We start from the raw sequence: 23,758 nt of genomic DNA, 5'->3' as shown, positions 1-23,758 counted from the left end.
TCCCGAGGGGCGCTGGAGAACCGGCCCGACGTACTGCGGCGGCTGGCCGACGGACTGTGGTCGGACCTCGAACAGGGACGGTCACTCACCCAGGGCCAGTGGGACGCGGCCGTCGAGGCCAGTTTCCGGATCGGAGTGCATCCCGCCACCGACCCGGCGACCGCGCTGAGGATGCTGACCCGCGCCCACCGGGCGGACGACACGAACCCCAAGCACCCTTACCACGTCGGGCTGTTGTACCTGCGTCACGGCCAACCGGAGGCAGCCGTGCGCTGGTTCATGGCGGCGGCCGACCTGTCTCCCGCCAACCACCGGGTCTGGGCGCATCTGAGCCTCGCGTACCGAGGACTCGACGATCGGCGCAAGGGCGCGGACGACGGCCGTCGCGCGCGTGCCGAGACGATCGCCGTCAAGATCCGCGAGGGACGCCACGACTTCGCGCCGGCGGCCGCAGAGGAGGGCACGGAGGAGGCCGCGGGGGAGGGCACGGAAGCCACACCGCCGCCCGCGCTCCCGCTGCTCCGCCCCGGCGAATGCCGCTGGACCGGCATCCACGACATGACGGCCGACGGCCGGCTCCGCGGCAACACCACCACCCAGACCCGGGACGTACTCGCCGCCGAACTGGAGAACATCGCCCGGCTGGCCCGCCGACGCCGGGGCGGGACGGCCGCGTTCACCGTCCTCGCCGTGCAGTGGATGGTGTACGGCTACCCGCCCGCGACCGTGCGCCGGCTGGCGAAGCAGCTGCCACCCGGCGGCGGTCCGGCGAGGCGCATGCTGCACCTGGTCTGCGACCTCTTCGAGATGGACCCCGCCGGACTCCCGGACCGGCTCGCCGCCTGCCTCGCCGACCGTTCGCTGCCCGACGTGCTCATCGCGCTGATCCACCGCCGAAGGCTGTTCCGCCGCCCGCTCCGTTTCCCGGACCTGGGTGCCCACGCGGCGGCGCGGGAGTTCACCGGGGGTGATCACACGCGGCACGAGAAGGCGCTGCTGCTGGTGGCGGAGCAGCTCGCCGCCGACCCCGCCGAGCCGATGGCGGACGTGGCGCCGTCGGCCGATCCGGCGGGGCCGGACGCGCTGGATCCCGACGGCCGGCTCGCGGAGTTCGAGAAGGCCGCCGCGGCTCTGACCGACCTCGTGAAGGAGGTGCAGGCGCAGGTCAAGGCCCTCGCCGGGGCCACGGTGACGGACGCGGCCGACTACGCCCGGGCCGCCGGGGACCGGGACGTACTGACGGATCTGGTGCTGCGCCTGGAGGCGTTGCGGCAGGCCCGGCTGGAGGAGCTTCAGCGGTTCCAGGCGGTGGAGCCCTCGGGGCTGGTGATGGCCTTCGAGGAGTTCCAGCGGCGGGTCGGGGAGTGCCAGGCCTCGTTCCAGGAGCCCCTGGGCAGCCTGCGGGCCGTCCTGCACAAGCGGGTGGCCAGGCAACTGGCGAAGCAGGAGCGGGACTTCGGGACTGCCGCGCCCGCGCCCGGCGACCGGGCGAGGGCTCTGGAGGACCGGCTGACCGCGCTGGAGAGGCAGCCCGCCGACTCCCCCGCCCCCGACGACGAGCTGGCCCTTCTGGAGGAGGCGGCCATCCGGCTGACCGCCGTCACGAACGACGCCGTCGACCACGCCAAGGCGCTGGCCAAGGCCGACGTGGACGAGGAGTCCGGCTACGCCCGCGCCCTGGGGGACCAGCGGGTTCTCGGCGACCTGGTGAACCGCCTGGAAGCCGTACGAACGGACCGGTTGGAGGCCCTGCAGCGGCTCAAGGCCCCCGAGGTCTCGGCCTCCGGTCTGGTGATGTCGTTCGCGGAGTTCCACCGGCGGCTGGAGGAGTGCGAGGCGCGTTTCCAGGAAGGTCCCGGCAGGCTGCGCGGCATCCTCAACAAGAAGGTCGGCAAGAGGCTGGCGGCGCGGCTGACGGTCTTCCCCACCACCCCACCCGCACCCTCTCCGTCCGCCCTGGCACTCGCGGAGCGCCTCGCCGACCTGGCCCCGGCGCCCGCCACCCCCTCTGCGGCCGACGCCACCACCCGGCGCCCGGCTCCCCCGCCGCCGCCCGATCGGGCCGGTCCGCGCGAGCGGGTCCAGCACGCCCTCGCCGTCGCCGAACAGGCCCTCGACGCCAACTTCGCCGAGGCCTGGCAGACCCTGGACGCCTATCCGGCCGAGCTGAGGCACCGGGAGGCGGTCGCCCTGTTGCGCGCCTACCTCGGCGGACAACAGGCGGAGTCCGATCAGCGGCTCGGACGGTCGGCGGCGGCGCGGCGGCGCTGGAACACCATGCTCACCGACGACCCACTGCACCCGGCCGTACTGCGGAATCTCGCGGTGGCGCACACCGTCGCGGGGGACCTCGGTCCGGCCGCCCAGACCTGGAGCCGCGATCTCGAAGCGCGGTACCTGAGGGCCGTGCTCGGCGGGGACATCCGCGGCGGCGCCGCCGAACGCGCCGAGCTGCACCGCGTGCTGGCCGCGTCGTTCGGTACGGCCCCGCTCTGCCCGCCCGCCACGGCCGGCCGGGAACCGGACGAGAACCACGGACAGGTGGTACGGCTGCTGGCAAGCGCCGGCAAGGTCACGACCGCCCTCGCGCATCTACGGCTGGAGGAGCTCAACCACGCGTTCTCGCACCGCGGTTCGACCCTTGTTCTCGGCGTCGGCCGCTCCGTCAAGGAGACCGGTCTGGCCGCCGCCCGGGACCGTCGCAAGGCAGCCGTCGAAGAGGCCGTGCGGCTGCTCCCGCCCAGGGTCCGGGCGGCCTTCCGGAAACTGTGCGACGAGATGATCGACACGGCCCACAAGGAGGCCTCACGGACCCGGGGCCGCACCCGGAGGGCGGGCGACGAGGCCGAGGAGAGCGCCCACCAGGAATGGGCGCGCGACCGGCTCCTGTGGAAGGAGAAGCTCGCCAAGGCCGTACGGAGCCAGGACTCCGAATGGCCGCTGACCGAGTACTCGGGCGACGTGATCGCGAATCTGAGCCGCGTCGACTCGCTGCCCCTGGATCCGGCGGACGAAGGGCTGTTGCGCGGCGCCCGGCAGCTGGGCGTCCGGGGTGATGCCGGGGAGATCATCGAGCACTACAACCAACTCGCGCGGATCGCCTGCGACTTCGCCGTGAAACGGATCTACGAGGCGGCCAGGGACGCGGCGTCCGGCCCCGCCACACGGGACTTCTCCGACCGGTTCCGGCGGACGGCACTCTCCTGGGGCCGCAACGCCGACGCCATCCCCGAGGAGTACGCCGGTCTCCTCGACGACCCGCGTCAGGTCTACTCCTCGTCCGCGGAATCGGCGTTCGGCGTCGAGAGGCAGCTGAGGAAGACCGGTCTTCCCGGCGACGAGGCGCAGCGCAAGATCCTCGCGGCCGCCACGATCGCTCTGGAACGCTGGGTGGAGCGGCTTCCCGGAGCCACCGGCCCCGCCCGCAGCCTGGCGAGGTTTCTCACCGCCCTCGGCCGGCACGACGAGGCCCGCGCGGTGTTGTCCAGGGCCAGGCACGACGCGTTCGGTGAGCTGGGGCGACGGCAGGTCGCCATGGAGTTCGTCCTTCTCGACATCAGCGGCGGGAGGTTCGCCGAGGCCGTGGAGCTGGTGCGCGAACTGCTCGAGGAGCGCCCCGACGACGAGGAGCTGCGCGGGCTGCTCACCGAGGCGTACAACGGCTGGATCAACTCGGGCAGGGACGTGCCCAGCGCGTCGGCCGTCGCCGAGGACTTCGCACGGTGGACGGACCCCGACACCGTCCGCAACCGCCGAACGCTGATCGTCAACGCGACCGTTGCCACGGACCGGAGCCGGCTGGGCCCCCTGGGCGCGGCGCGCGCGCTGTCCGAGGAGCTACGGCAACTGTGCGCGCAGGACCCCGAGAACGCGGGTGGGCACGAGCAACTGATCCTCGCGCTGTACCAGGAGGCGCTCGCGGTCCGCACGGAGATGCGGTCCACCGCGGGCACGGCGCGCAGGATGCTGGGCGACGCGCTCAAAGCGGTGCGGGCGGAGTGCGGAGTGCGGGCCTACTGGCTTCTGGGCAGCGAGCTCCTCACCGACCAGACACGCCGCGAGCAGATCGAGCAGATCCTCCGAGCGGTACGCCCGGAGGACGACTGACCGTCAAGCGTGTGCAAGCGCGAGGACTCGAGGGCCTTAGCAACGCATATTGACTATCTCCTAGACTAGGAGCATGGTGATGCTCCGATCCCGGGCTCCTCGGATTCCGGGCCTCACCGATCGGAAGGAAGCCTCCTTGTCCTTCAGTTCTTCCGGCTCCGCTCCCCCCGAGCGCTTCACCCGGCGGCTCGGGCAGCTGGTGGGTATCGAGACGCCGTCGGGTGGGGAGCGGGGGCTGAACGACGCCTACGACCTGCTCGAATCCTGGGCGGGTGACGTGCTGGGGCGGCCCGAGCGCGTCGTCTCCGGCGGGGTGCCGCATCTGTACTGGCGCGGGGCGGATGCCGCCGTGCCGAAGAGCCGCCGGGTCCTGTTGCTCGGGCATGCCGACACGGTGTGGCCGTTGGGCACCCTGGCGGAGAACCCGTTCGCGGTGTCGGGGGCGCGGGCGACCGGGCCCGGGGTCTTCGACATGAAGGCCGGGCTCGTGCTGGCCTTCGAGGCGCTCGCGCTGGCCGGTGACGTCCCGCACGTCAGCATGGTGGTGTCCGGGGACGAGGAGCGCGGGTCGATCACCTCGCGCGCGCTCGTCGAGGAGGCCGCGGCCGCCTGCGGCGCGGTGCTGGTGCTGGAACCCGGTGAGGGCGGTGCGCTCAAGACCGCGCGCAAGGGCGTCGGGCAGTACCGCCTCGGGGTGAGTGGCCGGGCCGCGCACGCCGGGCTCGAACCCCACAAGGGTGTCAACGCGCTGATCGAGCTGGCCCACCAGGTGCTGACGATCAGCGAGTTGGCCGACCGTGAGCGCGGGACCACCGTCACGCCCACGGTGGGCGGCGCCGGCACCACCGCCAACACCGTTCCGGAGCGGGCGTTCGTGGAGGTCGACGTACGGGCCTGGGAGCGCGGCGAACTGGACCGGGTGGAACGGGAGTTGCGGGCCCTGCGCGCGCGGGAGCCCGGCGCCGAGCTCGCCTTCCTGAGCGGCGTCAGCCGCGGCCCGCTGGAACGCGGCATGTCCGTCGGCCTGTTGCGCTCCGCCCGCGCGGTCGCCGAACGGCTGGGGCTCGGCCCGGTCACCGAGACCGGCGTCGGCGGCGGCTCGGACGGGAACATCACCGCGAGCCTGGGGGTACCCACCCTGGACGGCCTGGGCCCGGACGGCGGCGGCGCACACGCCCGCCACGAGTGGGTGGACCTCACGTCCGTCCAAAACCGCACCACCCTCGTCGCCGGCCTCCTCACCGACCCGACGGACTGAGACCGGGCCCGGCCCCGGTTACGGCTACGGCTCCGGCTCCGGCTCCGGCTCCGGCTCCGGCTCCGGCTCCGGCTCCGGCGACCTTCGACCGAACCCTGGTTTCGCCCCCGGCGGGCAGGGACCAAGCACCGGTTTCACCCCCCGGTCTGCTGAGACCGAGCCCCGGCTTCACCTCCGGCCGCCCGAGACCGACCACCGATTACGCCTCCGGCGGCCTCAGACCGAGCCCCGACTGCGCCCCCAACGGCCTGAGACCGAGCCCCCAGCGGCCCAAAATTCCGGGTCCGGGTCCGGGCCCAGGCCCCGCCTACACCCCCGTCCCCCCACCCCCCACCCGCGCCTCCACCGAGTCCAGCAGCATGTCGATCGCGTTGTCGAAGATCTTGGGGTCGCCGATCGGGGCCAGCGGGGCCGTGAGGCCGGCGATGCGCGGGTAGGTGTCTGCCGGGAGGCGGCGGTACTCCAGTTCCCAGGCCAGGGTGTCCCGGTCTCGGGAGTCGGCGTCGAGGGCCTGGAGTCCGGCCTCCATGGCGGAGAGGGAGCGGATGACGTTGCCGAAGACCCGGACGAACGTCACCGCCTCCTCGTCGTCGAGGCCGGCCCGGCGCAGGCAGTCCAGGGCGAACTCCACATTGGCGAACTCGGTCGGCCGGCGCGTCGTACGGGCCGCCATCTGCCAGGCGAACACGGGATACCGCATGTAGTGCTCGTGGATGTAACGGGCCTGCGTGCGCAGGTCGTCGCGCCAGGAGTCGGTGGCCTTGAGCTGTCCGCCGTAGGACCGCGCCCGGAGGTCGTCGATGAGCTCCAGGATCAGCTCGTCCTTGTCGCGGAAGTGCCGGTAGAGCGAGGTCGGGTGGGCGTGCAGCTCCTTGGCGAGGGCCTGGAAGGTGAACGCCTCCAGTCCGTCCCGGGTGGCGACCTTCTCGGCCGCGTCCAGGATCACCCGCCGGCTGAGCGTGTCCCTCGCCAGCCGCCGCCGGCCACCGGTCCCGCTCGCCGCAGCGTCCTTGCTCTCGCCCGTGCGCGCACCACTCATGCTCGTCCCTTCCCTCGGCTTCCGGGCCGCCGTCGCGACCCTATCGCCTGCACCAAAACGTTATCCACAGACCTGGGCAAGGCGAACGCATAGTTACTAGCCTAGGTCCATTGCTAAGTCTTGCGCAGCTCCCTACGATGAGCCCACGGCTTCGCCACGGAAGGTTTCCAGCCATGCCTCAACCGCTCACAGCGACCGTTCAGGGCCGGCTTCCGGCCAGACTCCCGGCGGCCGGCGCACTCCTCACCGCACTGGCGCTGACCGCCACCGCATGCACCTCCGGGACCCCCACTCCCCAGGCCGACACCGCCACGAACCTGCCGGTCAGGCAAGGGGGAAGCCTCGTCATCGGAGCCGAGCAGGAGCCCGACTGCGCCGACTGGATCGGCACCTGCGGAGCCTCCATCTGGGGCACGTACATGATGCAGACCCAGACCGTCCCGCAGGTGTTCGACGTCCGCCTCAAGGGCGGAAACTGGACACCAGTCGCCTCGAACCTGATGGCGTCCGAACCGACCACGAAACTGGTCGGGAACCAGCAGCAGATCACCTACAAGCTCAACCCGAAGGCCGTCTGGTCCGACGGTAAGCCGATCACCTCCGCCGACCTGAAGTACACCGCTCTCCAGGTCCGCGACGGAAAGGCGATCTTCGACAAGAGCGGCTACGACCGCATCACCTCGGTCGCCACTCCCGACGCCACCACCGCCGTCGTCACCCTCAAGTCCCCCTACGGCAACTGGAAGCAGCTCTTCGGCGCCAGCTACGGGGTCCTGCCCTCTCATCTCCTCCAGGGCAAGGACCGCGACGCCGTGATGAAGGACGGCTACTCCTTCAGCGGCGGCCCCTGGAAGATCGCCTCCTGGAAGAAGGGCGTCTCCGTCACCCTCGTCCCCAACTCCCGCTACTGGGGCCCCAAACCGCACCTGGACAGGGTGACCTTCCAGTTCGCCTCGGACACCTCGGCAGCGATCCAGGCCTTCGCCGGCGGCACCTTCGACGCCCTCTACCCCACCCCGCAGCTCACCACCGTCGACCAGATCAAGACCCTGGGCAGCGCGGCCCACATGCAGGTGCAGTCAGGGACCGGCAATCTCCAGGCCCTGTGGCTCAACAACGCGAAGTTCCCCTTCGACTCGGCCGCCGTCCGCAAGGCCTTCGCCTACTCGGTCGACCGCGCGGCCATCGTCAAGCGCCTCTTCGGCTCCTACGGCGTCACCGCTCCCGCGCAGAGCTTCATGTCGCCGCTGCTCTCCCGCTACGCCTCCGACGACTTCTCCGGCTACCGGCCCGACGCGGCCAAGGCGGCACAGCTGATGAAGGCGGACGGGTGGACGAAGAACGGCGGCGGGTACTGGGCGAAGAACGGCAAGGAGGCCGCGTTCACCGTCACCTCCCTCGCCGGCAACCAAAGCCGTGAGCTGACCGAGCAGATCCTCCAGTCCCAGCTCGGCAAGGCCGGGTTCCGGGTGACGATCAAGAACTCCACGCCCGCGAACATCTTCGGCAAGCTCGCCCCCGCCGGCGACTTCCAGCTGGGCCTGTGGAACCTCACCGACTCCTTCCCCAACCCCACCCTGTCCGCCACGTTCAGCAGCACGGCCATCCCGAGCGCGGCCAACGACCAGTCCGGCATCAACTTCATGCGCATCCGCGTCGCGGGCCTGGACCCGGTCCTGGAGCGGGTGGACACCGAACTGGACGAGACCGCCCGGGTCGCGGAGTCGCACAAGGCGGAGAAACTCATCGCCGACGACGTGCCCTCGCTGCCACTGGCCGCCGTACCGAACATCCTGGTCACCGGCGCCCGCGTCGGCGGACCGCTCTCCATCAACCCGGTGGAGGGCCCCTGGTGGAACCTCGCGGAATGGGGCCTGACGAAATGACACCGCTCCGCCCGCCCCGCAGGGGCCTGCCATGACCCGCTACGCCCTGCGCCGTCTGCTGGCCTCGGTGCCCGTGGTGTGCGTCGCCTCGTTCGTCCTCTTCTGGGCGGTGCGGGCGACCTTCGACCCGCTGGCGAAACTGCGCCAGTCGGTCGACCCCACGGCACTGCACCGGGAGACGGTCCGCCTCGGGCTCGACCGCAGCCTGCCCGAGCAGTACCTGCTGTGGGTCAAGGGCTTCGTCCAGGGCGACTGGGGCATCAGCACCCGCACCGGCGGCGCCGTACTGCCGATGGTCGGCGACGCCCTCGGCACCACGCTCCAGCTGATCCTGTGGGGCGTCGCCCTCGCCGTCGTCCTGGCGCTGGCGATCGGCCTGTACTCGGCGGCCCGCCAGTACACCGTCGGCGACCACGTGCTGACGGGCCTGTCCTATCTCGGTGTCGCCATGCCGGCGTTCTGGTTCGGCCTGGTCCTCATCCAACTGCTCGCGGTCTGGCCGAAGCAGCAATTCGGCCTGCCGGACCCGCCGTTGTACTTCGTGGGACTGCACTCGGTCGGCCACAGCGGACTCGACCTCGACTACCTGCGCCATCTGGTGCTGCCCGTGATCACGCTCACCGTCGGGCTCGTCGCGTCCTGGTCGCGGTTCGGCCGCGCCACCCTCCTGGAGGCGCTGTCCAGCAACTACGTCCGCACGGCCCGCGCCAAGGGCGTCCCCCGCCACCGCATCCTGCTGCGGCACGCCCTGCGCAACGCGCTCGCGCCCTTCGTCACCGTCGTCGCCATGGACGCCGCCGCCCTGGTCGGCGGGCTCGTGGTGACCGAGCAGATCTTCTCGATCCCCGGCATGGGCAAGCTGTTCCTCGCCTCGCTGGAGACCGGGGACGTCTTCGTCCTGCTGCCCTGGATGCTCGTCGTGGCCGTCGCCGTCATCCTCTTCAACCTGCTGGCCGACCTCTCCTACGCCCTCCTCGATCCCCGGGTGGCCCTGCGATGACCCAGCCCACCACCACGCTCCTGGCGCCCCCGCCGCCCGTCGTCTCCGGCGATCCGGGCACCGCCCGTGTCGTCCTGTCCCGCTTCCTGCGCCACCGGCTCGCGGTCGCCTCGCTGATCGTGCTGCTCCTGCTGGCCGTCTGCTGCTTCGGCGCCGCCTGGATCGCGCCCTACCCGCACAACGCCCAGAACCTCCTCTCAGCCTCCCAACCACCGTCCGGCGCCCACTGGTTGGGCACCGACTCCCTCGGCCGCGACTACCTCAGCGAGATGTTCTACGCCGGTCAGCTCTCGCTTGCGATCGGCCTCGGCGTCGCCCTGCTGGCCACCCTGGTGGGGACGGCGGCCGGCGCGGTGGCCGGGTATCTCGGCGGCTGGCCCGACGAGGTGATCATGCGGGTGGCCGACCTGTTCCTGATCGTGCCCCCGGTCGCCGTCCTGGCGGTGTCCCTGCAAGGGCTCGGCCCCTCGCCGCTGACCATCGTCGTGGTGCTGAGCAGCCTCGGCTGGACCCTGATCGCCCGGGTCGTCCGGGCCCGGGTGATCCAGCTGCGCCACCAGGAGTTCGTGGAGGCGGCCCGGGTCATCGGCGCCTCCGGCCCGCGGATCGTCGTACGGCATCTGCTGCCCAATCTGACCGGCCTGATCGTGGTCAACGTGTCCCTGTCGGTGGCCACGGCGATCATCCTCGAATCCACCGTCAGCTTCCTCGGCTACGGCGTCCAGCCGCCCCGGTCGAGCTGGGGCAACATGCTCACCCAGGCCGCCGGGCTGATCGGCACCTCGCAGGCCTATCTCCTGTACGTCCCCGGACTGGCGATCCTCGTCACCGTGCTCGCCGTGAACTTCCTCGGCGACGGACTGCGCGACGCGCTCGACCCCCAAGGCAGGCAGTGATGGGACCCGTCACCGAAGACAGCGGCGCTACGGCGGCCCCGCTGCTCTCGGTCCGCGATCTGAGCGTCAGCTACCGCACCGACGCCGGTCCCGTGGCCGCCCTCGACCGGCTCTCCTTCGACCTGCACGCCGGGGAGACCCTGTCCATCGTCGGGGAGTCCGGCTCCGGGAAGAGCGCCGCCTCGCTCGCGTTGATGGGGCTGCTGCCGCGCAACGCCACGGCCTCGGGCTCGGTGCGGTTCCGCGGCCGGGAGCTGCTGGACCTGTCCGACCGGGAGCTGCGCGAAGTGCGCGGCCGGCGTATCGCCATGGTCTTCCAGGACGCGCTGGCCGCGCTGAACCCGATGATGACGGTCGGCGCCCAGCTCGCCGAGGCGGTGAGCGTGCACGATCCGTCCGTGTCCCGCGCCGCCCTGCGGGAACGGGCCGTCGAACTGCTCGACCTGGTCGGCATCCCCGACGCCCGGACCCGGGCGGGCCAGTATCCGCACGAGTTGTCGGGCGGTATGCGCCAGCGCGTGATGATCGCCACCGGTATCGCCAACGAGCCGGACGTCCTCATCGCCGACGAGCCGACCACCGCGCTCGACGTCACCGTGCAGGCCCAGGTCCTCGACGTCCTGGCGCGGGTCCAGGACCGTACGAAGTCCGCGATCCTGCTGATCACCCACGACCTGGGCGTGGTGGCCGGCCTCGCCGACCGCGTCCTGGTCCTGTACTGCGGGCGGAAGATGGAGGAGGCCCCGGTCGAGCCCCTCTTCTACGAGCCGGCCCACCCCTACACGCGCGGCCTGCTCGCCGCGCTGCCGAGGATCGACCGCAGCACCCGGCGGCTGGCCCAGATCGCCGGCCAGTTGCCCTCGCCGAACGAGCGGCCTCCCGGGTGTCCCTTCCAGAACCGCTGCCCGCACACCGACGAACGGTGCGCCGAGAGCCCCCCGCCGGTCCCGGTCGGCGAGGGCCACACGGCCGCCTGTGTGCGGGTGCACGAGATCGCGAGCGTGACGCCATGACCGCACCGGCACTGACCGTCGAGGGGCTGGTGGCCGAGTACACCACCGGCCGGCGCGGACGGCACGCGCAGACCGTCCGGGCCGTCTCCGGGGTCGACCTCGTCGTCCCGCGCGGCACCACCCTGGGCCTGGTCGGCGAGACCGGCTGCGGCAAGAGCACCCTGGGCCGCTGTCTCGTCCGGCTGACCGACCCGGCGGCCGGCCGGATCATGCTGTTCGACACGGACGTGACGGCGGCCGGGCGACGGGAGCTGGCAGGCGTACGCCGACGGATCCAGTTCGTGTTCCAGGACCCGTACGCCTCCCTCAACCCGAAGCTCACCGTGCACGCGGCGCTCGCCGAGCCGCTGCGGATCCACGGTCTGCACCGGGGCCGGGAGAACGAACGGGTGCGGGAACTCCTGGAGTTGGTGGATCTGGACCCGGGGCACGCGCACCGCCACCCGCACCAGTTCTCCGGCGGCCAGCGGCAGCGCATCGGCATCGCCCGCGCACTCGCCGTCGAACCGGAGGTGCTGGTCCTCGACGAACCGGTCAGCGCGCTGGACGTCAGCGTGCAGGCCGGGGTGATCAACCTGCTGGAGGACCTTCAGCAGGAGCTGGGCCTGACCTATCTGTTCGTCGCGCACGACCTGTCGGTGGTCCGGCAGATCAGCGACCGGGTCGCGGTCATGTATCTCGGGCGGATCGTCGAACAGGGGCCTGTGGACGCGCTGTTCACCCGGCCGCGCCATCCCTACACCCAGGCCCTGCTGTCCGCCGTACCCATTCCCGATCCGCGTCTTCAGCGGGCGCGGAGGCGGATCGTCCTGGACGGCGATCTGCCCAGCCCGCTGGCCCCGCCGTCCGGCTGCCGGTTCCGCACCCGCTGCTGGAAGGCGCGGGACGTGTGCGCCGAGGCGACGCCCGCCCTCGTGGAGCAGGGCGACGGCCTGCTGACCGCCTGTCACTTTCCCGACGCCCTGCCCCCGGCAAGCCCGGACCGACCCGAGGAGGTCACCACACCATGAGCAGCGACTGGCAGCGGTTCTTCACCGCCGAACGACCCCATGCCGTACGGCGGGGGCGCGGTCCGGGCGACCGGTCCCTGATCGTCGTGGAGAGCGAGGACGGTCCCCGGCTGTCGCTGTGGGAGGCCGGGAGCGGCACGGTCCGGCCGCTGAGCGAGGTGACGTCGGGCGACCTCGTGCAGGCCGTTCTCACCTCCGACGGCGAGCAGATCCTGGCGCTGCACGACGACAACGGCTCCGAGGTCGGCCATGTGCACGCGACCGGCCTGGATGCCGACGACAGCCGTGATCTCACCCCGGATCTGCCGCCGTACATCCTGCGCGGCATCGACGTGGCGGGGCGGGCGGACCGGGCCGTAATCACGTGCGCGGCGGAGGACGGTTTCAGCCTGTGGCTGCTGAGCACGGACGGTTCCGCCGAGCCCGAGCTGCTGTTCCGGTCGCCGCACGAGGCGTGGAACGGCCTGGTCTCGACGGACGGCACGCGCGCCTCCGTCGACACCACCGACCACAACCCCGGCGTCCGCAGATTCGCGGTCACCGTCGTCGACACCGCGACGGGCGAGGTGCTCGACCGACTCACCGACGGTCCCGAGGCACCCGTGCGCGGAGTGCGGTACTCCCCCCTCCCGGGCGACGACCGGATACTCGTCGCCACCGAGCGCACCGGGTTCGCCCGTCCCTGCGTGTGGCATCCCGTACGCGGCACCCGCATCGACATCGGCGCCCCTCAACTCCGGGGCGATCTGGTCCCGTTGGACTGGTCCGACGACGCCACCCGGATCCTGGCCGTGCACGTGGACGCCGGGATCCACCGGGTCATGGAGGCCGACCTGGAGTCGGGCACGCTCCGGCCGCTTGACCATCCGCCGGGTGCGTACTTCGAGCCGGACGTGGCGAACGCGCACCTCCACCTGTGGGCCTCGCACTACGGCCCCGGAAGCACCGTGCGCCTCCTGCACCAGCGCTCCAACTCCCCGCTGCGCGTGCTGCACGCCACCGGCCCGGACTCGGCGCCCGTGCCCGTACTCTTCCCCCAACTCGACCTGGACGGCGTGCCGTTCACGTCGAACCAGGTCCGCTCGACGGACGGCACGTACGTCCAACTGTGGTGGGCCCGACCGCGCCGGACCACGGGTCCCGGCCCCCTGGTCCTGCATCTGCACGGCGGCCCCAACATGGTGTCGGTCGACAGTTACGACCCCGCCGCCCAGGCCTGGCTGGACAACGGCGTGGCCTACGCCTCCCTGAACTACCGGGGTTCGGTCACCTTCGGGCGGCGCTTCCGCGAGGGCTTCATGCCGGCGATCGGCGACCGGGAGCTGGAGGACATCGAGGCGGCGGTCCGCCGGCTGATCGCCGAGGGCGTCGCGGCCCCCAGCAAGGTCTTCGTCACGGGCGCGTCCTACGGCGGTTTCCTGACGCTCCTGTCCATGGGACGGCTGCCTGGACTCTTCGCCGGCGGGCTGGCGCACGTACCGATGGCGGACTGGCTGACGGGCTACGAGGACATGAACCCGGCGCTGCGCGCGGCCTGGTCGTCGTTCTTCGGAGCGAAGCCGGAGGACGGCCTGGACCGCTTCGTACGGGCGTCCCCCATCACCTACGTCTCCGATGTCGTCGCACCGGTCTGGATCAACCAGGCCACCCACGACACCCGCACCCCGCCCAAGCAGGTACGCCGCTACGAGGAGGCGCTGCGCGCGGTCGGAGGAGACATCGTCGTCGACTGGTACAGCGGCGGCCACGAAACGACCGGCCGGGTCAAGGCCCTGGCCGAGCAGTCCAGAATGCTCGGCCTCGTCCGTGCCGCCCTCGCCCAACAGCCTTGGAGCCAGGGCGCGTTGTGAGCCGCAAGGAAGGACCGGAGGTGGCCGAAGGCCTCATCCGGGCAGCCCTGGGCCAACCTCCTTGGATTCAGGGCGAGTTGTGAGCCGTCAGGAAGGACCGGAGGTGGCCGAGGGTCGCCTCCGGGCCTCCTCGGAAACGTGATCGCCGACTGGCACAACGGCAGCCACAAGACGACCCCACGAGTCAAAGCGCCGACCGGGCATACCCAGATGCGGCCTCGAACGGACAACCCAGGGTCCAACCCCCTTGGAATCAAAGCGCGTTGTGAGCCGCAAGGAAGGACCGGAGGTGGCCGAAGGTCTCCTCCGGGGCCTCCTCCGGGACGTAGTGGTCGCAGGGCAGCGCGGCGCCGGTGACGTCGTCGGCGTAGTCGGACCAGACGGCCGGGACGTCGTAGTGGCGGCCTACGAAGCTGTGCTTGCCCCAGAGGGTGAGCAGTGGCTGGGTGAGTCGGCGGCCTGCTGTCGCGTCCTCCTCGTCGTGGTCGAGGTCGATCGAGCCGGCCGCGCGGTAGTCCTCGCAGGAGGCGTGGATCGCGGCCGGGTCGGAGAAGCAGCGCACGTACTCGGCCTGGGCGTCCGGGTCGAAGGGGGTGCCGCCGTGGTGCCGGGCGCCCATCCGGGCCCGGATCCAGAACTCCGGGTCGGCGCCGATCAGGTGCTCGGGGATGCCGTTGCCCGCGGTCAGGAAGAACCAGTGGTAGTAGCCGCGCCCGAAGTCGGCGTCGGCGTGCCGGTAGGCGTGGCGGGTCGGCACGATGTCCAGGACCGCTAGGGCGGAGACCGCCCGGGGATGGTCGAGCGCCAGGCGGTGGGCGACCCGGCCGCCCCGGTCGTGCCCGACCACCGCGAACCGCTCGAAGCCCAGCTCCCGCATGACCAGCAGCTGGTCGCGGGCCATGGCCCGTTTGGCGTACGGGGTGTGCCCGGCGTCGGACGGCGGTTTGTCGCTGTCGCCGTAGCCGCGCAGGTCGGTGAGGACCACGGTGTGGGTCTCGGCCAGGCGCGGGGCGATGTGGTGCCAGATGGCGTGGGTCTGGGGGTAGCCGTGCAGTAGCAGGACCGGCGGCCCGTCCCCTCCCACGAGGGTGTTGATACGGACACCGTCCGCGTCGACCGTGTGCCGGGCGAACGAGGCGGGCAGCAGACTCTTCATGGCCCGATCCCAGCAGGGCCGGGCGGGCCCGTCCAAGACCCGTGGCCGACAATGCATATAGGCACGGCCTATCGACGGCCTCTTGAAGGACACGTGCTTGCGAGGGAAGGCGGCAGCATGGACGTCCGGCAGCTGGAGTACTTCCTCGCAGTCGTCGACCACGGCGGCTTCAACCGTGCGGCGACCGCGCTCTACCTCTCCCAGCCCTCGCTCTCCCAGGCGATCCGCACCCTGGAGCGTGACCTGGGCAGCGAGCTGTTCCACCGGATCGGCCGCCGGGTCGTCCTCACCGAGGCCGGTACGGCGCTCATCGAGCCGGCCCGGACAGCGGTCCGGGGCCTCGAACTGGCCCGGACCAGCGTGGAGTCGGTGCACGGGCTGCGCACCGGCCGGGTGGAGATCGCGGCCATGCCCTCCCAGGCCGTCGCCCCGCTCACCGGGATGATCAGCCGCTTCCACCGGGCCCATCCGGAGGTGTCGGTGACCGTACGGGCCGCGTTCACGCCCCGGGACGTGACCGAGATGGTGCGCACGGGCGTGACGGAGCTGGGGCTGCTGGCCTCCCCCGCCGCGCCCCCGGACACAGAAGTCCGCACCCACCCCCTCCCCGAGCAGCGGTTCGTCCTGCTCGCGCCCCCGGACGGCCCCTTCGCCCCGGACACGACCGTCGTGGGTCGGAATGACCTCGCCGGGCAACGGCTGATCGTCGGGCAGCAGGGCACCGGGATGCGCCGGTACGTCGACGACCTGATCGCCGAGGGCGTGAAGGTGACCCTCGCGGTCGAGACCGAGCACCGGGTGGCGATCCTGCCGCTGGTCCTGGCGGGCGCGGGTCTCGCCGTGGTCACCGACGCCTGGCGGGAGCTGGCCCGGCAGGCGGGCGTCCGGGTGCTGGACCTGGAGCCGCGTACCAGCCTGCGGGTGACGCTGGTCGCCCGGCACGGCGCGACGACCCCGGCGGCGGAGGCGTTCCTGCGCACGGCGCTGACGGCGGACGCCGAAACGGCCGTAGAAACCCCTTAATAAGCGCCGCCTATAAGGCACATGGGCAGCCGGTCTTGGACGCGCCGGACGAACCGTTGCTGCAATCTCTCCCATGTCTCCCCTCGCTCGTCTGAAGAAGCACCGCATCGCCCTGATCCCCGGCGACGGCATCGGCGCCGAGGTCGTCCCCGCGGCCCGCCGGGTGCTGGACGCCGTCACCGCCCGCCACGGCATCGCGCTCTCCTACGACACCTTCGACTGGTCCTGCGAGCGTTTCCTCGCCGAGGGCTCGATGATGCCGGCCGACGGGCTGGAGCTGATCCGCGGGCACGACGCGATCCTGCTCGGCGCGGTCGGCTACCCCGGGGTCCCGGACCATGTCTCGCTGTGGGGTCTGCTGATCCCCATCCGGCGCGGCTTCCAGCAGTACGTGAACCTGCGCCCGATCCGCGTCTTCGACGGCGTGCCCAGCCCGCTGCGCGAGGCCCGGCCGGGCGAGGTGGACTTCGTCGTCGTACGGGAGAACGTCGAGGGCGAGTACGGCGAGATCGGCGGGCGGCTGTACCGGGGGCTGCCGGAGGAGACGGCCGTGCAGGAGGCGGTGTTCACGCGCAAGGGCGTGACCCGGATCGTGGACTACGCCTTCGAGCTGGCCGCCGGCCGGTCCGGTCGGCTGACCTCGGCGACGAAGTCCAACGGGATCGTGCACACGATGCCCTTCTGGGACGAGCTCGTCGCCGAACGCGCCGCCCTGCACCCGGGGGTGACGTGGGACCAGGAGCACATCGACGCGCTGGCCGCGAAGTTCGTGCTGGACCCGGGCCGCTTCGACGTCGTCGTCGCCTCGAATCTCTTCGGGGACATCCTCAGCGACCTGGCGGCGGCGATCGCCGGCAGCATCGGCATCGCGCCCGCGGCCAACCTCAACCCCGAGCGGGACTTCCCCTCCATGTTCGAGCCGGTGCACGGTTCGGCCCCCGACATCGCCGGGCGCGGCACGGCCAACCCGCTCGGCGCCATCTGGTCCGCCGCGATGATGCTGGACCACCTCGGCCACCCCGAGGCGGCCGGAACCGTCACCGACGCGATCGCCGTCCTCCTGTCCACGACCCGGCTGCGCACCCCGGACCTCGGCGGCACGGCGACGACGGCGGAGTTCACGGCGGGGCTGATCGATCTGCTGTGACGGGGACGGACTCCGCCGGGTTCGTGGTACCGCCGGCGACACGGCCGCTGCGCTTCCTGCGGGGGCAACTCGCTTGTGGATGAGGGAAGTTGATGGTGTACCGGAGACCGGTGCGATTACGGTGCGCCGCCCCGACCCCCAGTGCCACCGGCCTGGACCGCACGGCCGATCCCGCCCGCACGCCGAAGACCTCCGCGGTGCCGGCTACGTGAAGCGCACCCCGTACGAGAGCACCCTTGCTGCCTGGCGCGAGCCGCTGCCCTCAGCAGTGTTCGCCACACTCACTCGCTACAGCGAACTGCCCGCCGCGGGCGACAAGGGCCCGATCCGTGTCGCCGCCGTCGCCCCGGCAGGAACAGAAAATACACGGAGCGGGAATTCGAGCGGGGGCCGGTAGGCTTCCCTCCTGCCGGCCGACCCCCGCCCGGGACATGCGCTCCCGGCGGCTTCAGGGCTTCGCGGGAAAGCCCGAGCACTTCCGGGAGTGGTCGGTCAGGCCGGTCCGGCGGGCCTCTCGTGACTGCCGCTGACGCGGTCGTAGAGCCGTTGGCGTGCCCGGCCGCCGACCCGGCGGATGCCGGCGCGGGTGTGGTTGAGGGCCCGGGAGACCTCGGCGACCAGCTGCATGGACTCGGCCATCTGGTCGAAGAGACCGGCGGTGGACGGAACCCAGGTTCCTTCCGGCGCGTGCTGCTCCCCCACCGAGGCGCACTTGGTCAGCAACTCGCTCATCAGACGGTGGAATTCGGCGACGTCCTCGTCGGTGAAGTCGTCGACGGTCAAGTGATACATATTCCGCGCAGTCGGCCCGCGCATACTCAGAACTCCTTGGCGGTGGGTGAGGAAGGGACAGTCGGCGGAGAGCAGTTGGCGCGGTGCGTATCCGACCCGACCGTCGGTGAATGTGGCGCTAATGGCCCATCCCGGCTCCCCCGTCGACCGGCAGAACGGCGCCGGTGATGTAACCGGCGTCGTCGGAGGCCAGGAACGCGACGGCCGCGGCGACCTCTTCGGGCCTGGCGAGGCGGCCGAGGGGAATCTGGCCGGTCAAGTGCGTGCGCTGTTCCTCCGTGAGGTTCTCGCTCATCGCGGTCTCGGTGAGACCGGGTGCGACCACGTTGAAGGTGATCCCGCGCACGCCGAGTTCCCTGGCCATCGAGCGGGCGAATCCGATCAACCCCGCTTTGGAGGCCGCGTAGTTGGCCTGTCCGCTCTCGCCCCGCAGGGCGACGGCGGAGGAGATGAACACGACGCGGCCCTTCTTCGCGCGGAGCATTCCCCGACTGGCTCGTTTGACGACCCGGAAGGCACCGGTGAGGTTGGTGTCGACGACCTCGGTGAAATCCGCCTCGGACATGCGCAGCAGCAGCTGGTCCTTGATGATTCCGGCGTTGGATATCAGGACCTCGACCGGGCCGTGTTCCGCCTCGACCTGTTTGAAGGCGACGTCGACCTGGTCGGTGTCGGTGATGTCGCACCGCACCGCGAGCAGGCCCTCGGGCGGCTCGCCGCTCCGGTACGTCACGGCGACACGGTCACCGGCGGCCGCCATACGACGTGCGACGGCCAGGCCGATACCGCGACCGCCACCGGTGATCAGGACTGAACGGGACACAGAATGCCTTTCCGGTCTGAAAAGTGCGGCCGGTGAGCGACGGCAATCTGGCCAGTACTCGACTGTAACGAGATCAGTTGAGCCGTCACTGTAGGTGATGAATGGCGTCGGATCGGCCACCGCATGTCGAACCACGCCCCCCTCGCAGTCAGGGACTTCGCGTCCCCAGCAACGCGAACGACCCGGTGAGTGATCTTTCTGCATCGGCGTCGAGCACACCAGGCGCTGTTTTTTCCGGTTCCGGATTTTCCGGAAAACGGTTTTCCGGTAATTGAGTCGGCGGCCCGGCGGGCGCCACGGGAGAGGTTCCGAGTTGGACAACAAGGAGGCGCTGCAGAGGCTGCTGCGCTGGAAGCGGGCCCAGATAGACCCGGTGGAGCTCGGGTGGCCGCAGCGCAGCGGACGGGGGCGCCGTTCCACGGGTCTGTCGCAGGCACAGGTGGCCCAGGTGCTGTACGTCTCCGAACGCACCTACGCCGACCTCGAGCGGGGTGAAATGCCGTCGCCCACCGCGGAGTTCCTCGACAACGTCGCCCAGGCCCTGCGGATGGAGGAGCGCGAGCGCACCGCCTTGTACGTCTACGCCCTGGGCTACGAACCGCCGTTCCCCATGGACCCGTCGGCGGGCAGCAGCGTCGCCCCAGCCTGGCAGACGGCGATCGAGCGCGTTTCCGGCCAGCCCTGCTACGCCAATGACGTCGCCTGGAACGTCCTGGCGGCCAACGACGACTTCGTCCGGATGTTCCCGCAGGAACCGGGCAGACCCGCGCGTCTGCCCGAGCAGAACCTGATCCGCTGGATGCTGCTGCGTGAGGACGCCCGCGAGCATCATCTGGTGCAGTGGGAGAAGCGGTGGGCCGAGCCGGTCGCCGCCCAGCTGCGCACGGCCGTGGCCTCGCACCCCGACAACAAGGACCTCCAGCAGCTGGACCAGGAGGTCAACGACGATCCCGTCGCGGGCCCCATCTACCGCAACCACAAAATCGCCTACGTCCATCCTGACGGTGACTCACGTCTCATGCGCCACGCGGGATTTGTCGTCCCGGAGGGCGAGGAGGACCGACGGGACCGCTGCTGCGAGCACCACGAGGTGTCCCAGCTGGGAGTGGTGACGATGTGTGCGGCGCAGCCCTTCGGCTCACCCGGGGCCCGGTTCCTGTTCCTCGTCTTCGAGCCCTCGCAGCGCCCCGTTGCCGCGTGAAGTCCGGTCCGGCAAGAATGCGTCCCCATGACTGACGCAACCCAGCTCCACGAGATCACGGCCGGCGTGCACATGTGGGCCCCCGACGGCGTGGACACCTGGGGTCTGGCCAACTGCGGCCTGGTCCACTCGGACGGCGAGGCCCTCCTCGTGGACACGCCGTACACGCCCGCCCTGACCGAGGCCTTACTCGCCGCGGCCCGCCGGGTCACGGGCGGCACCGCGCCGGGCACCGTGGTGGCCACACACGCCAACGGCGACCACACCTGGGGCAATCAGTGCCTCGCCGGCAGCGAGATCCTCGCGACGGACGCGGCACTCGAGCACCAGTGCGTGGAGCCGACACCTCAGCAACTCCACGCACTGGTGTGGGAGAGCGATCCGGACCAGCCGCTGGGCTGGTACTTCCGCCGCCACTTCGGGAAGTTCGACTTCTCCGGCATACGAGTCCTGCCGCCCACCGCGACGTTCAGCGGCCGCCACGATCTGACGGTCGGCCGGATCCCCGTCGAACTCCACGAGGTGGGCCCCGCCCACACCGTGGGCGACCTGGTCGTCCATCTCCCCGAGCAGCGGGTCGTGTTCGCGGGCGACATCGTCTTCTCCGGCGACCACCCCTGCCACTGGGCCGGCCCGCTCGACCGGATCGCGGCGGCGGCCGAACGCGTCCTCTCCTTCGACCCCGAGTGGATCGTGCCGGGCCACGGCCCACTGATGACGCCCGGCCAACTGCGCACCTACATCGCGTACTTGGACGACCTGTCCGACCAGGCACTCCTGCTGCACGGCCAGGGCAAGACCCCGATCGAGGCGGCCCGCATCCTCATCGACGAGGACCGCTATCCCGGCCTCGGCCTGCCGGAGCGCCTCGCCATCACCCTCTCCACGGAGTTCCGCCACCTCAACCAGGACCCTTCGCGCCCGAGCCTGGTCGAACCGTTCACGCTCGCCGCACGAATCGCCTGGCGACGGGCGTCGGACCGGGCGGCGTCGGCCTGATCGTCAACTCGCTCACAGGAAGAGGGGATTGAACTCTCTCCGCTGAAGAGCCGGGCCCACCCCCGATAGAGCCCGGCCCCTCAGCCGACTCCCGCGCCGACGCCGGGAGACACGGTCGCACGCGACGCCCGACCCGCCCGACGGCACGCATCGGACACGGCGGCGCCCGCCTGATCGCCAACTCGCTCACACGGGGAGGGATTGGACCCTCTCTCTCCAATGAAGAGCCGGGCCCACCCCCGATAGGGCCCGGCCCTTCAGCCGGCTCCCGCGCCGACGCCGGGAGACACGGTCGCACGCGACCCCGGCCCGCCCGACGGCACGCATCGGACACGGCGGCGGCCCGCCTGATCGTCAACCGGCATACGGGGCTGGGCAATTGGACCTTCTCCGGTGCGGGCGGAGCCCACCCCGTGAAACCCCGCCGCACCGAGCGGCATCGCGCATCCCACGACCGGCGATGTCCGAAGTCGGCCCGGCCGCACCCGAGTCGGCGTCGCCGCACGTGGCTCGGCGGTCGCCCCGGAAGGAGACGCGGATCGTGGAGGCCGCGGTGCCGCGGGCCGTCGTACACGCGGAGGAGGTTGGGAGCGAGCCGCAGGCGGAACCCGCGCCCACGCGCAGGCGATCCCGGATAGCGTCGCCGACGAACTGCCCCCGCAGGAACGGACCCGCGAGCGTGACCGACCCGTTGCAGGACCCCCGGTTCTTCGCCGACCCCTATCCGACCTACGCGCGGCTGCGGAGCGCGGCGCCGGTGCAGCGGGTGCCCACCGGTTCGGCGGGGCGGGTCAGCTATCTGGTCACGGGGTACGCGGAGGCCCGGGAGGCGTTCGCCGACCCCCGGCTCTCCAAGAACACCGCACGGTTCTTCGCCGGCCGGCTGTCCGACCGCGACCTCCATCCGGCGGTCTCGCGGAACATGCTGGCCACCGATCCCCCGGAGCACGCGCGGCTACGGGCCCTGGTGACGAAGGCGTTCAGCACGGGGGCCGTGGCGAAGCTGCGCCCCTACATCGCCGGTCTCGTCGACGAACTGCTCGACGCATGGCCGGAACACGGGCCGGTTGACCTCGTCGCCGGCCTCGCCGTACCGCTGCCGGTCACCGTCATCTGCGAGATGCTCGCGGTGCCCGAAGCCGACCGCGAGCTGGTGCACAGGTGGTCCGGTGAGCTGTTCGCCGCGGGGGATCCCCGGCGGATCGACGCCGCCTCGCACGCCGTCGGCACGTACATGACGGACCTCGTCGCCGCCCGGCGCGCCTCCCCCGGCGAGAGTCTGCTCGACGATCTCATCGCGGTGCGCGACGGCCAGGACCGGCTGACCGAGGACGAACTCGTGTCGCTCGCCGTGCTGTTGCTCGTGGCCGGGCACGAGACCACCACCAACTTCATCGGCAACGCGGCCCTGGCGCTGCTCCAACACCCGGAATCCCTCGCCCGGTTGAAGGCCGAACCGGAGCTGTTCGGCACCGCGCTCGACGAGTTGCTGCGCTTCGACTCCCCGGTCGGGATCGCCACGTTCCGCTACAGCACCGAAGCGCTCACCCTCGGCGGGACCGACATCCCCGCCGGCGTTCCGGTACTCATCGCGCCCGGCGCCGCCAACCGCGATCCCGCGCGATTCCCCGACCCCGACCGCGTCGACCTCGACCGCGGTGCCACCGGGCACCTCGCCTTCGGCCACGGCATCCACCGCTGCCTGGGGGCACCGCTCGCGCGGGCGGAGGGCGAACTGGCGCTCCGGGCCGTCTTCGCCCGCTTCCCCGACGTACGACTGGCATGTCCCGTGGCGCAACTGGAGTGGCGGCACACGCGGTTGACGCGCGGCCTCACGTCACTGCCGGTCGTCGTATGACGTGGCGTCAACTCGCCCTGGCAGGGCCCGAGTTGTCGATGGCGAGAGAGACGGCGAGCGTGCCCAGCACCGTGCCCATCGCGTAGCGCTGCACCTTGAGCCAGGAGGGGCGGCGCTCGAGGAAGACGGCGATCGCGCCGGCCGCCAGGACGATGGCGAGGTTGACCGCGATGCTGACCACGATCTGGACCGAGCCGAGGACGAGGCCTTGGAGGAGGACGTGGCCCTTGTCCAGGTCGATGAACTGGGGGATGAGCGAGAGGTACATGATGGCGATCTTCGGGTTGAGCAGGTTCGTCATCAGGCCCATCATGAACAGCTTGCGCGGTGAGTCGTGCGGCACGTCCTGCGGGGCGAAGACGGAGATCCCGCCCGGCTTCAGGGCGTTCCAGGCCAGGTAGGCGAGGTACCCGGCGCCCGCGAGCTTCACCGCGAAGTACAGCTCGGGCACGGCGACGAACACGACCGACAGGCCCAGGTTCGCGGCGAGCAGATACACCATGAAGCCGAGCGCCACCCCGCCGAGGGAGACCATCCCGGCGCGTCTGCCCTGGGTGATGCTGCGGGAGACGAGATAGATCATGTTCGGGCCGGGGGTGAGCACCATGCCCAGAGCCACCGCCGTCACGCCGAGTATGCCGCTCAGTTCGACCATGCTCGGAGCGTATTCAAGACCAGCACCTCGATGCAATGTTTATAT

The 23,758-nt window shown here is 71.3% G+C and carries 18 protein-coding genes; 13 read left to right on the top strand and 5 right to left on the bottom strand.

Going from position 1 to position 23,758, the window contains the following annotated elements; translation table 11 throughout:
* On the top strand, nucleotides 1-4,107 hold a 4,107-nt coding region (locus SSP08S_RS46515; protein WP_026179415.1), incomplete at its 5' end, for a hypothetical protein.
* 136 nt (nucleotides 4,108-4,243) lie between these two features.
* A complete protein-coding gene (locus SSP08S_RS46510; RefSeq protein ID WP_019074520.1) occupies nucleotides 4,244-5,365 on the top strand; it encodes a M20/M25/M40 family metallo-hydrolase in 1,122 nt (373 codons plus the stop codon).
* Between the two features lie 307 nt (nucleotides 5,366-5,672).
* Here the strand turns inward: SSP08S_RS46510 and SSP08S_RS46505 are convergent, their stop codons facing one another.
* Nucleotides 5,673-6,404, bottom strand: a complete 732-nt coding sequence (locus SSP08S_RS46505; RefSeq protein WP_019074519.1) for a TetR/AcrR family transcriptional regulator — start codon at nucleotides 6,402-6,404, stop codon at nucleotides 5,673-5,675.
* A 173-nt stretch (nucleotides 6,405-6,577) separates the two neighbouring features.
* Between SSP08S_RS46505 and SSP08S_RS46500 the strand changes: the two genes are divergently transcribed.
* From SSP08S_RS46500 to SSP08S_RS46475, 6 genes are read left to right on the top strand one after another with little or no spacing between them, the layout of a single operon-like run.
* Entirely contained in the window at nucleotides 6,578-8,290 is a 1,713-nt protein-coding gene (locus SSP08S_RS46500; protein ID WP_019074518.1) for an ABC transporter substrate-binding protein, read from the top strand.
* 31 nt (nucleotides 8,291-8,321) lie between these two features.
* Nucleotides 8,322-9,290 carry an ABC transporter permease gene (locus SSP08S_RS46495; protein WP_019074517.1) on the top strand — a complete coding sequence of 323 codons (969 nt, stop codon included), beginning with the start codon at nucleotides 8,322-8,324 and terminating at the stop codon, nucleotides 9,288-9,290.
* A complete protein-coding gene (locus tag SSP08S_RS46490; RefSeq protein ID WP_019074516.1) occupies nucleotides 9,287-10,186 on the top strand; it encodes an ABC transporter permease in 900 nt (299 codons plus the stop codon). Before SSP08S_RS46495 ends, SSP08S_RS46490 begins: the two co-directional genes overlap by 4 nt.
* Complete coding sequence (locus tag SSP08S_RS46485; protein WP_019074515.1) at nucleotides 10,186-11,199, top strand: ABC transporter ATP-binding protein; 1,014 nt, start codon at nucleotides 10,186-10,188, stop codon at nucleotides 11,197-11,199. The genes SSP08S_RS46490 and SSP08S_RS46485 overlap by 1 nt, the downstream gene beginning before the upstream one ends.
* Nucleotides 11,196-12,209 (top strand): ABC transporter ATP-binding protein, encoded by a 1,014-nt coding sequence (locus tag SSP08S_RS46480; protein WP_019074514.1) that lies wholly within the window; start codon nucleotides 11,196-11,198, stop codon nucleotides 12,207-12,209. The genes SSP08S_RS46485 and SSP08S_RS46480 overlap by 4 nt, the downstream gene beginning before the upstream one ends.
* Nucleotides 12,206-14,059, top strand: coding sequence for a S9 family peptidase (locus SSP08S_RS46475; RefSeq protein WP_019074513.1), 1,854 nt, complete (start codon nucleotides 12,206-12,208; stop codon nucleotides 14,057-14,059). Before SSP08S_RS46480 ends, SSP08S_RS46475 begins: the two co-directional genes overlap by 4 nt.
* A 253-nt stretch (nucleotides 14,060-14,312) precedes the next feature.
* Here SSP08S_RS46475 and SSP08S_RS46470 read toward each other — a convergent pair whose 3' ends face one another.
* Nucleotides 14,313-15,215 carry an alpha/beta fold hydrolase gene (locus SSP08S_RS46470; protein ID WP_019074512.1) on the bottom strand — a complete coding sequence of 301 codons (903 nt, stop codon included), beginning with the start codon at nucleotides 15,213-15,215 and terminating at the stop codon, nucleotides 14,313-14,315.
* A 117-nt stretch (nucleotides 15,216-15,332) separates the two neighbouring features.
* On the opposite strand from SSP08S_RS46470, the gene SSP08S_RS46465 reads away from it, so the two are divergent.
* On the top strand, nucleotides 15,333-16,238 hold the full coding sequence (locus tag SSP08S_RS46465) for a LysR family transcriptional regulator (RefSeq protein ID WP_019074511.1): 906 nt from the start codon (nucleotides 15,333-15,335) through the stop codon (nucleotides 16,236-16,238).
* A 73-nt stretch (nucleotides 16,239-16,311) separates the two neighbouring features.
* On the top strand, nucleotides 16,312-17,385 hold the full coding sequence (locus SSP08S_RS46460) for a tartrate dehydrogenase (protein WP_019074510.1): 1,074 nt from the start codon (nucleotides 16,312-16,314) through the stop codon (nucleotides 17,383-17,385).
* Nucleotides 17,386-17,877: 492 nt separating this feature from the next.
* Here the strand turns inward: SSP08S_RS46460 and SSP08S_RS46455 are convergent, their stop codons facing one another.
* The gene (locus tag SSP08S_RS46455) at nucleotides 17,878-18,177 is read right to left on the bottom strand and encodes a hypothetical protein (protein WP_019074509.1); all 300 of its coding nucleotides are present in this window, start codon (nucleotides 18,175-18,177) and stop codon (nucleotides 17,878-17,880) included.
* Between the two features lie 118 nt (nucleotides 18,178-18,295).
* Nucleotides 18,296-19,000, bottom strand: coding sequence for a 3-oxoacyl-ACP reductase FabG (fabG, locus tag SSP08S_RS46450; protein WP_019074508.1), 705 nt, complete (start codon nucleotides 18,998-19,000; stop codon nucleotides 18,296-18,298).
* A 313-nt stretch (nucleotides 19,001-19,313) separates the two neighbouring features.
* Here fabG and SSP08S_RS46445 point away from each other — a divergent pair, with 313 nt between their 5' ends.
* The 3 genes from SSP08S_RS46445 (at nucleotide 19,314) to SSP08S_RS46435 (ending at nucleotide 23,058) form a co-directional block, all read left to right on the top strand.
* Nucleotides 19,314-20,201, top strand: coding sequence for an MmyB family transcriptional regulator (locus SSP08S_RS46445; protein ID WP_019074507.1), 888 nt, complete (start codon nucleotides 19,314-19,316; stop codon nucleotides 20,199-20,201).
* Between the two features lie 27 nt (nucleotides 20,202-20,228).
* Entirely contained in the window at nucleotides 20,229-21,200 is a 972-nt protein-coding gene (locus SSP08S_RS46440; protein WP_019074506.1) for an MBL fold metallo-hydrolase, read from the top strand.
* 679 nt (nucleotides 21,201-21,879) lie between these two features.
* Nucleotides 21,880-23,058: a cytochrome P450 family protein gene (locus tag SSP08S_RS46435; RefSeq protein WP_019074505.1), complete on the top strand. Its 1,179-nt coding sequence runs from the start codon at nucleotides 21,880-21,882 to the stop codon at nucleotides 23,056-23,058.
* 7 nt (nucleotides 23,059-23,065) lie between these two features.
* On the opposite strand, the gene SSP08S_RS46430 is transcribed toward SSP08S_RS46435, so the two are convergent.
* Entirely contained in the window at nucleotides 23,066-23,713 is a 648-nt protein-coding gene (locus tag SSP08S_RS46430; RefSeq protein ID WP_019074504.1) for a LysE family translocator, read from the bottom strand.
* Between the last annotated feature and the right edge of the window lie 45 nt (nucleotides 23,714-23,758).

Source organism: Streptomyces hokutonensis (genome assembly GCF_000376565.1).
In the GTDB taxonomy this organism is placed as follows: Bacteria; Actinomycetota; Actinomycetes; order Streptomycetales; family Streptomycetaceae; genus Streptomyces; species Streptomyces hokutonensis.
This window is presented reverse-complemented; position numbering and strand designations above follow the sequence as displayed.

What these genes read in the sequence shown, in the direction of transcription:
- SSP08S_RS46500 (WP_019074518.1), top strand. Translation starts at nt 6,578, where the DNA reads ATGCCTCAACCGCTCACAGCGACCGTTCAGGGCCGGCTTCCGGCCAGA.
- SSP08S_RS46490 (WP_019074516.1), top strand. Translation starts at nt 9,287, where the DNA reads ATGACCCAGCCCACCACCACGCTCCTGGCGCCCCCGCCGCCCGTCGTC.
- SSP08S_RS46485 (WP_019074515.1), top strand. Translation starts at nt 10,186, where the DNA reads ATGGGACCCGTCACCGAAGACAGCGGCGCTACGGCGGCCCCGCTGCTC.
- SSP08S_RS46505 (WP_019074519.1), bottom strand. Translation starts at nt 6,404, where the DNA reads ATGAGTGGTGCGCGCACGGGCGAGAGCAAGGACGCTGCGGCGAGCGGG.
- SSP08S_RS46470 (WP_019074512.1), bottom strand. Translation starts at nt 15,215, where the DNA reads ATGAAGAGTCTGCTGCCCGCCTCGTTCGCCCGGCACACGGTCGACGCG.
- SSP08S_RS46475 (WP_019074513.1), top strand. Translation starts at nt 12,206, where the DNA reads ATGAGCAGCGACTGGCAGCGGTTCTTCACCGCCGAACGACCCCATGCC.
- SSP08S_RS46460 (WP_019074510.1), top strand. Translation starts at nt 16,312, where the DNA reads ATGTCTCCCCTCGCTCGTCTGAAGAAGCACCGCATCGCCCTGATCCCC.
- SSP08S_RS46455 (WP_019074509.1), bottom strand. Translation starts at nt 18,177, where the DNA reads ATGTATCACTTGACCGTCGACGACTTCACCGACGAGGACGTCGCCGAA.
- SSP08S_RS46465 (WP_019074511.1), top strand. Translation starts at nt 15,333, where the DNA reads ATGGACGTCCGGCAGCTGGAGTACTTCCTCGCAGTCGTCGACCACGGC.
- SSP08S_RS46495 (WP_019074517.1), top strand. Translation starts at nt 8,322, where the DNA reads ATGACCCGCTACGCCCTGCGCCGTCTGCTGGCCTCGGTGCCCGTGGTG.
- SSP08S_RS46440 (WP_019074506.1), top strand. Translation starts at nt 20,229, where the DNA reads ATGACTGACGCAACCCAGCTCCACGAGATCACGGCCGGCGTGCACATG.
- SSP08S_RS46480 (WP_019074514.1), top strand. Translation starts at nt 11,196, where the DNA reads ATGACCGCACCGGCACTGACCGTCGAGGGGCTGGTGGCCGAGTACACC.
- SSP08S_RS46430 (WP_019074504.1), bottom strand. Translation starts at nt 23,713, where the DNA reads ATGGTCGAACTGAGCGGCATACTCGGCGTGACGGCGGTGGCTCTGGGC.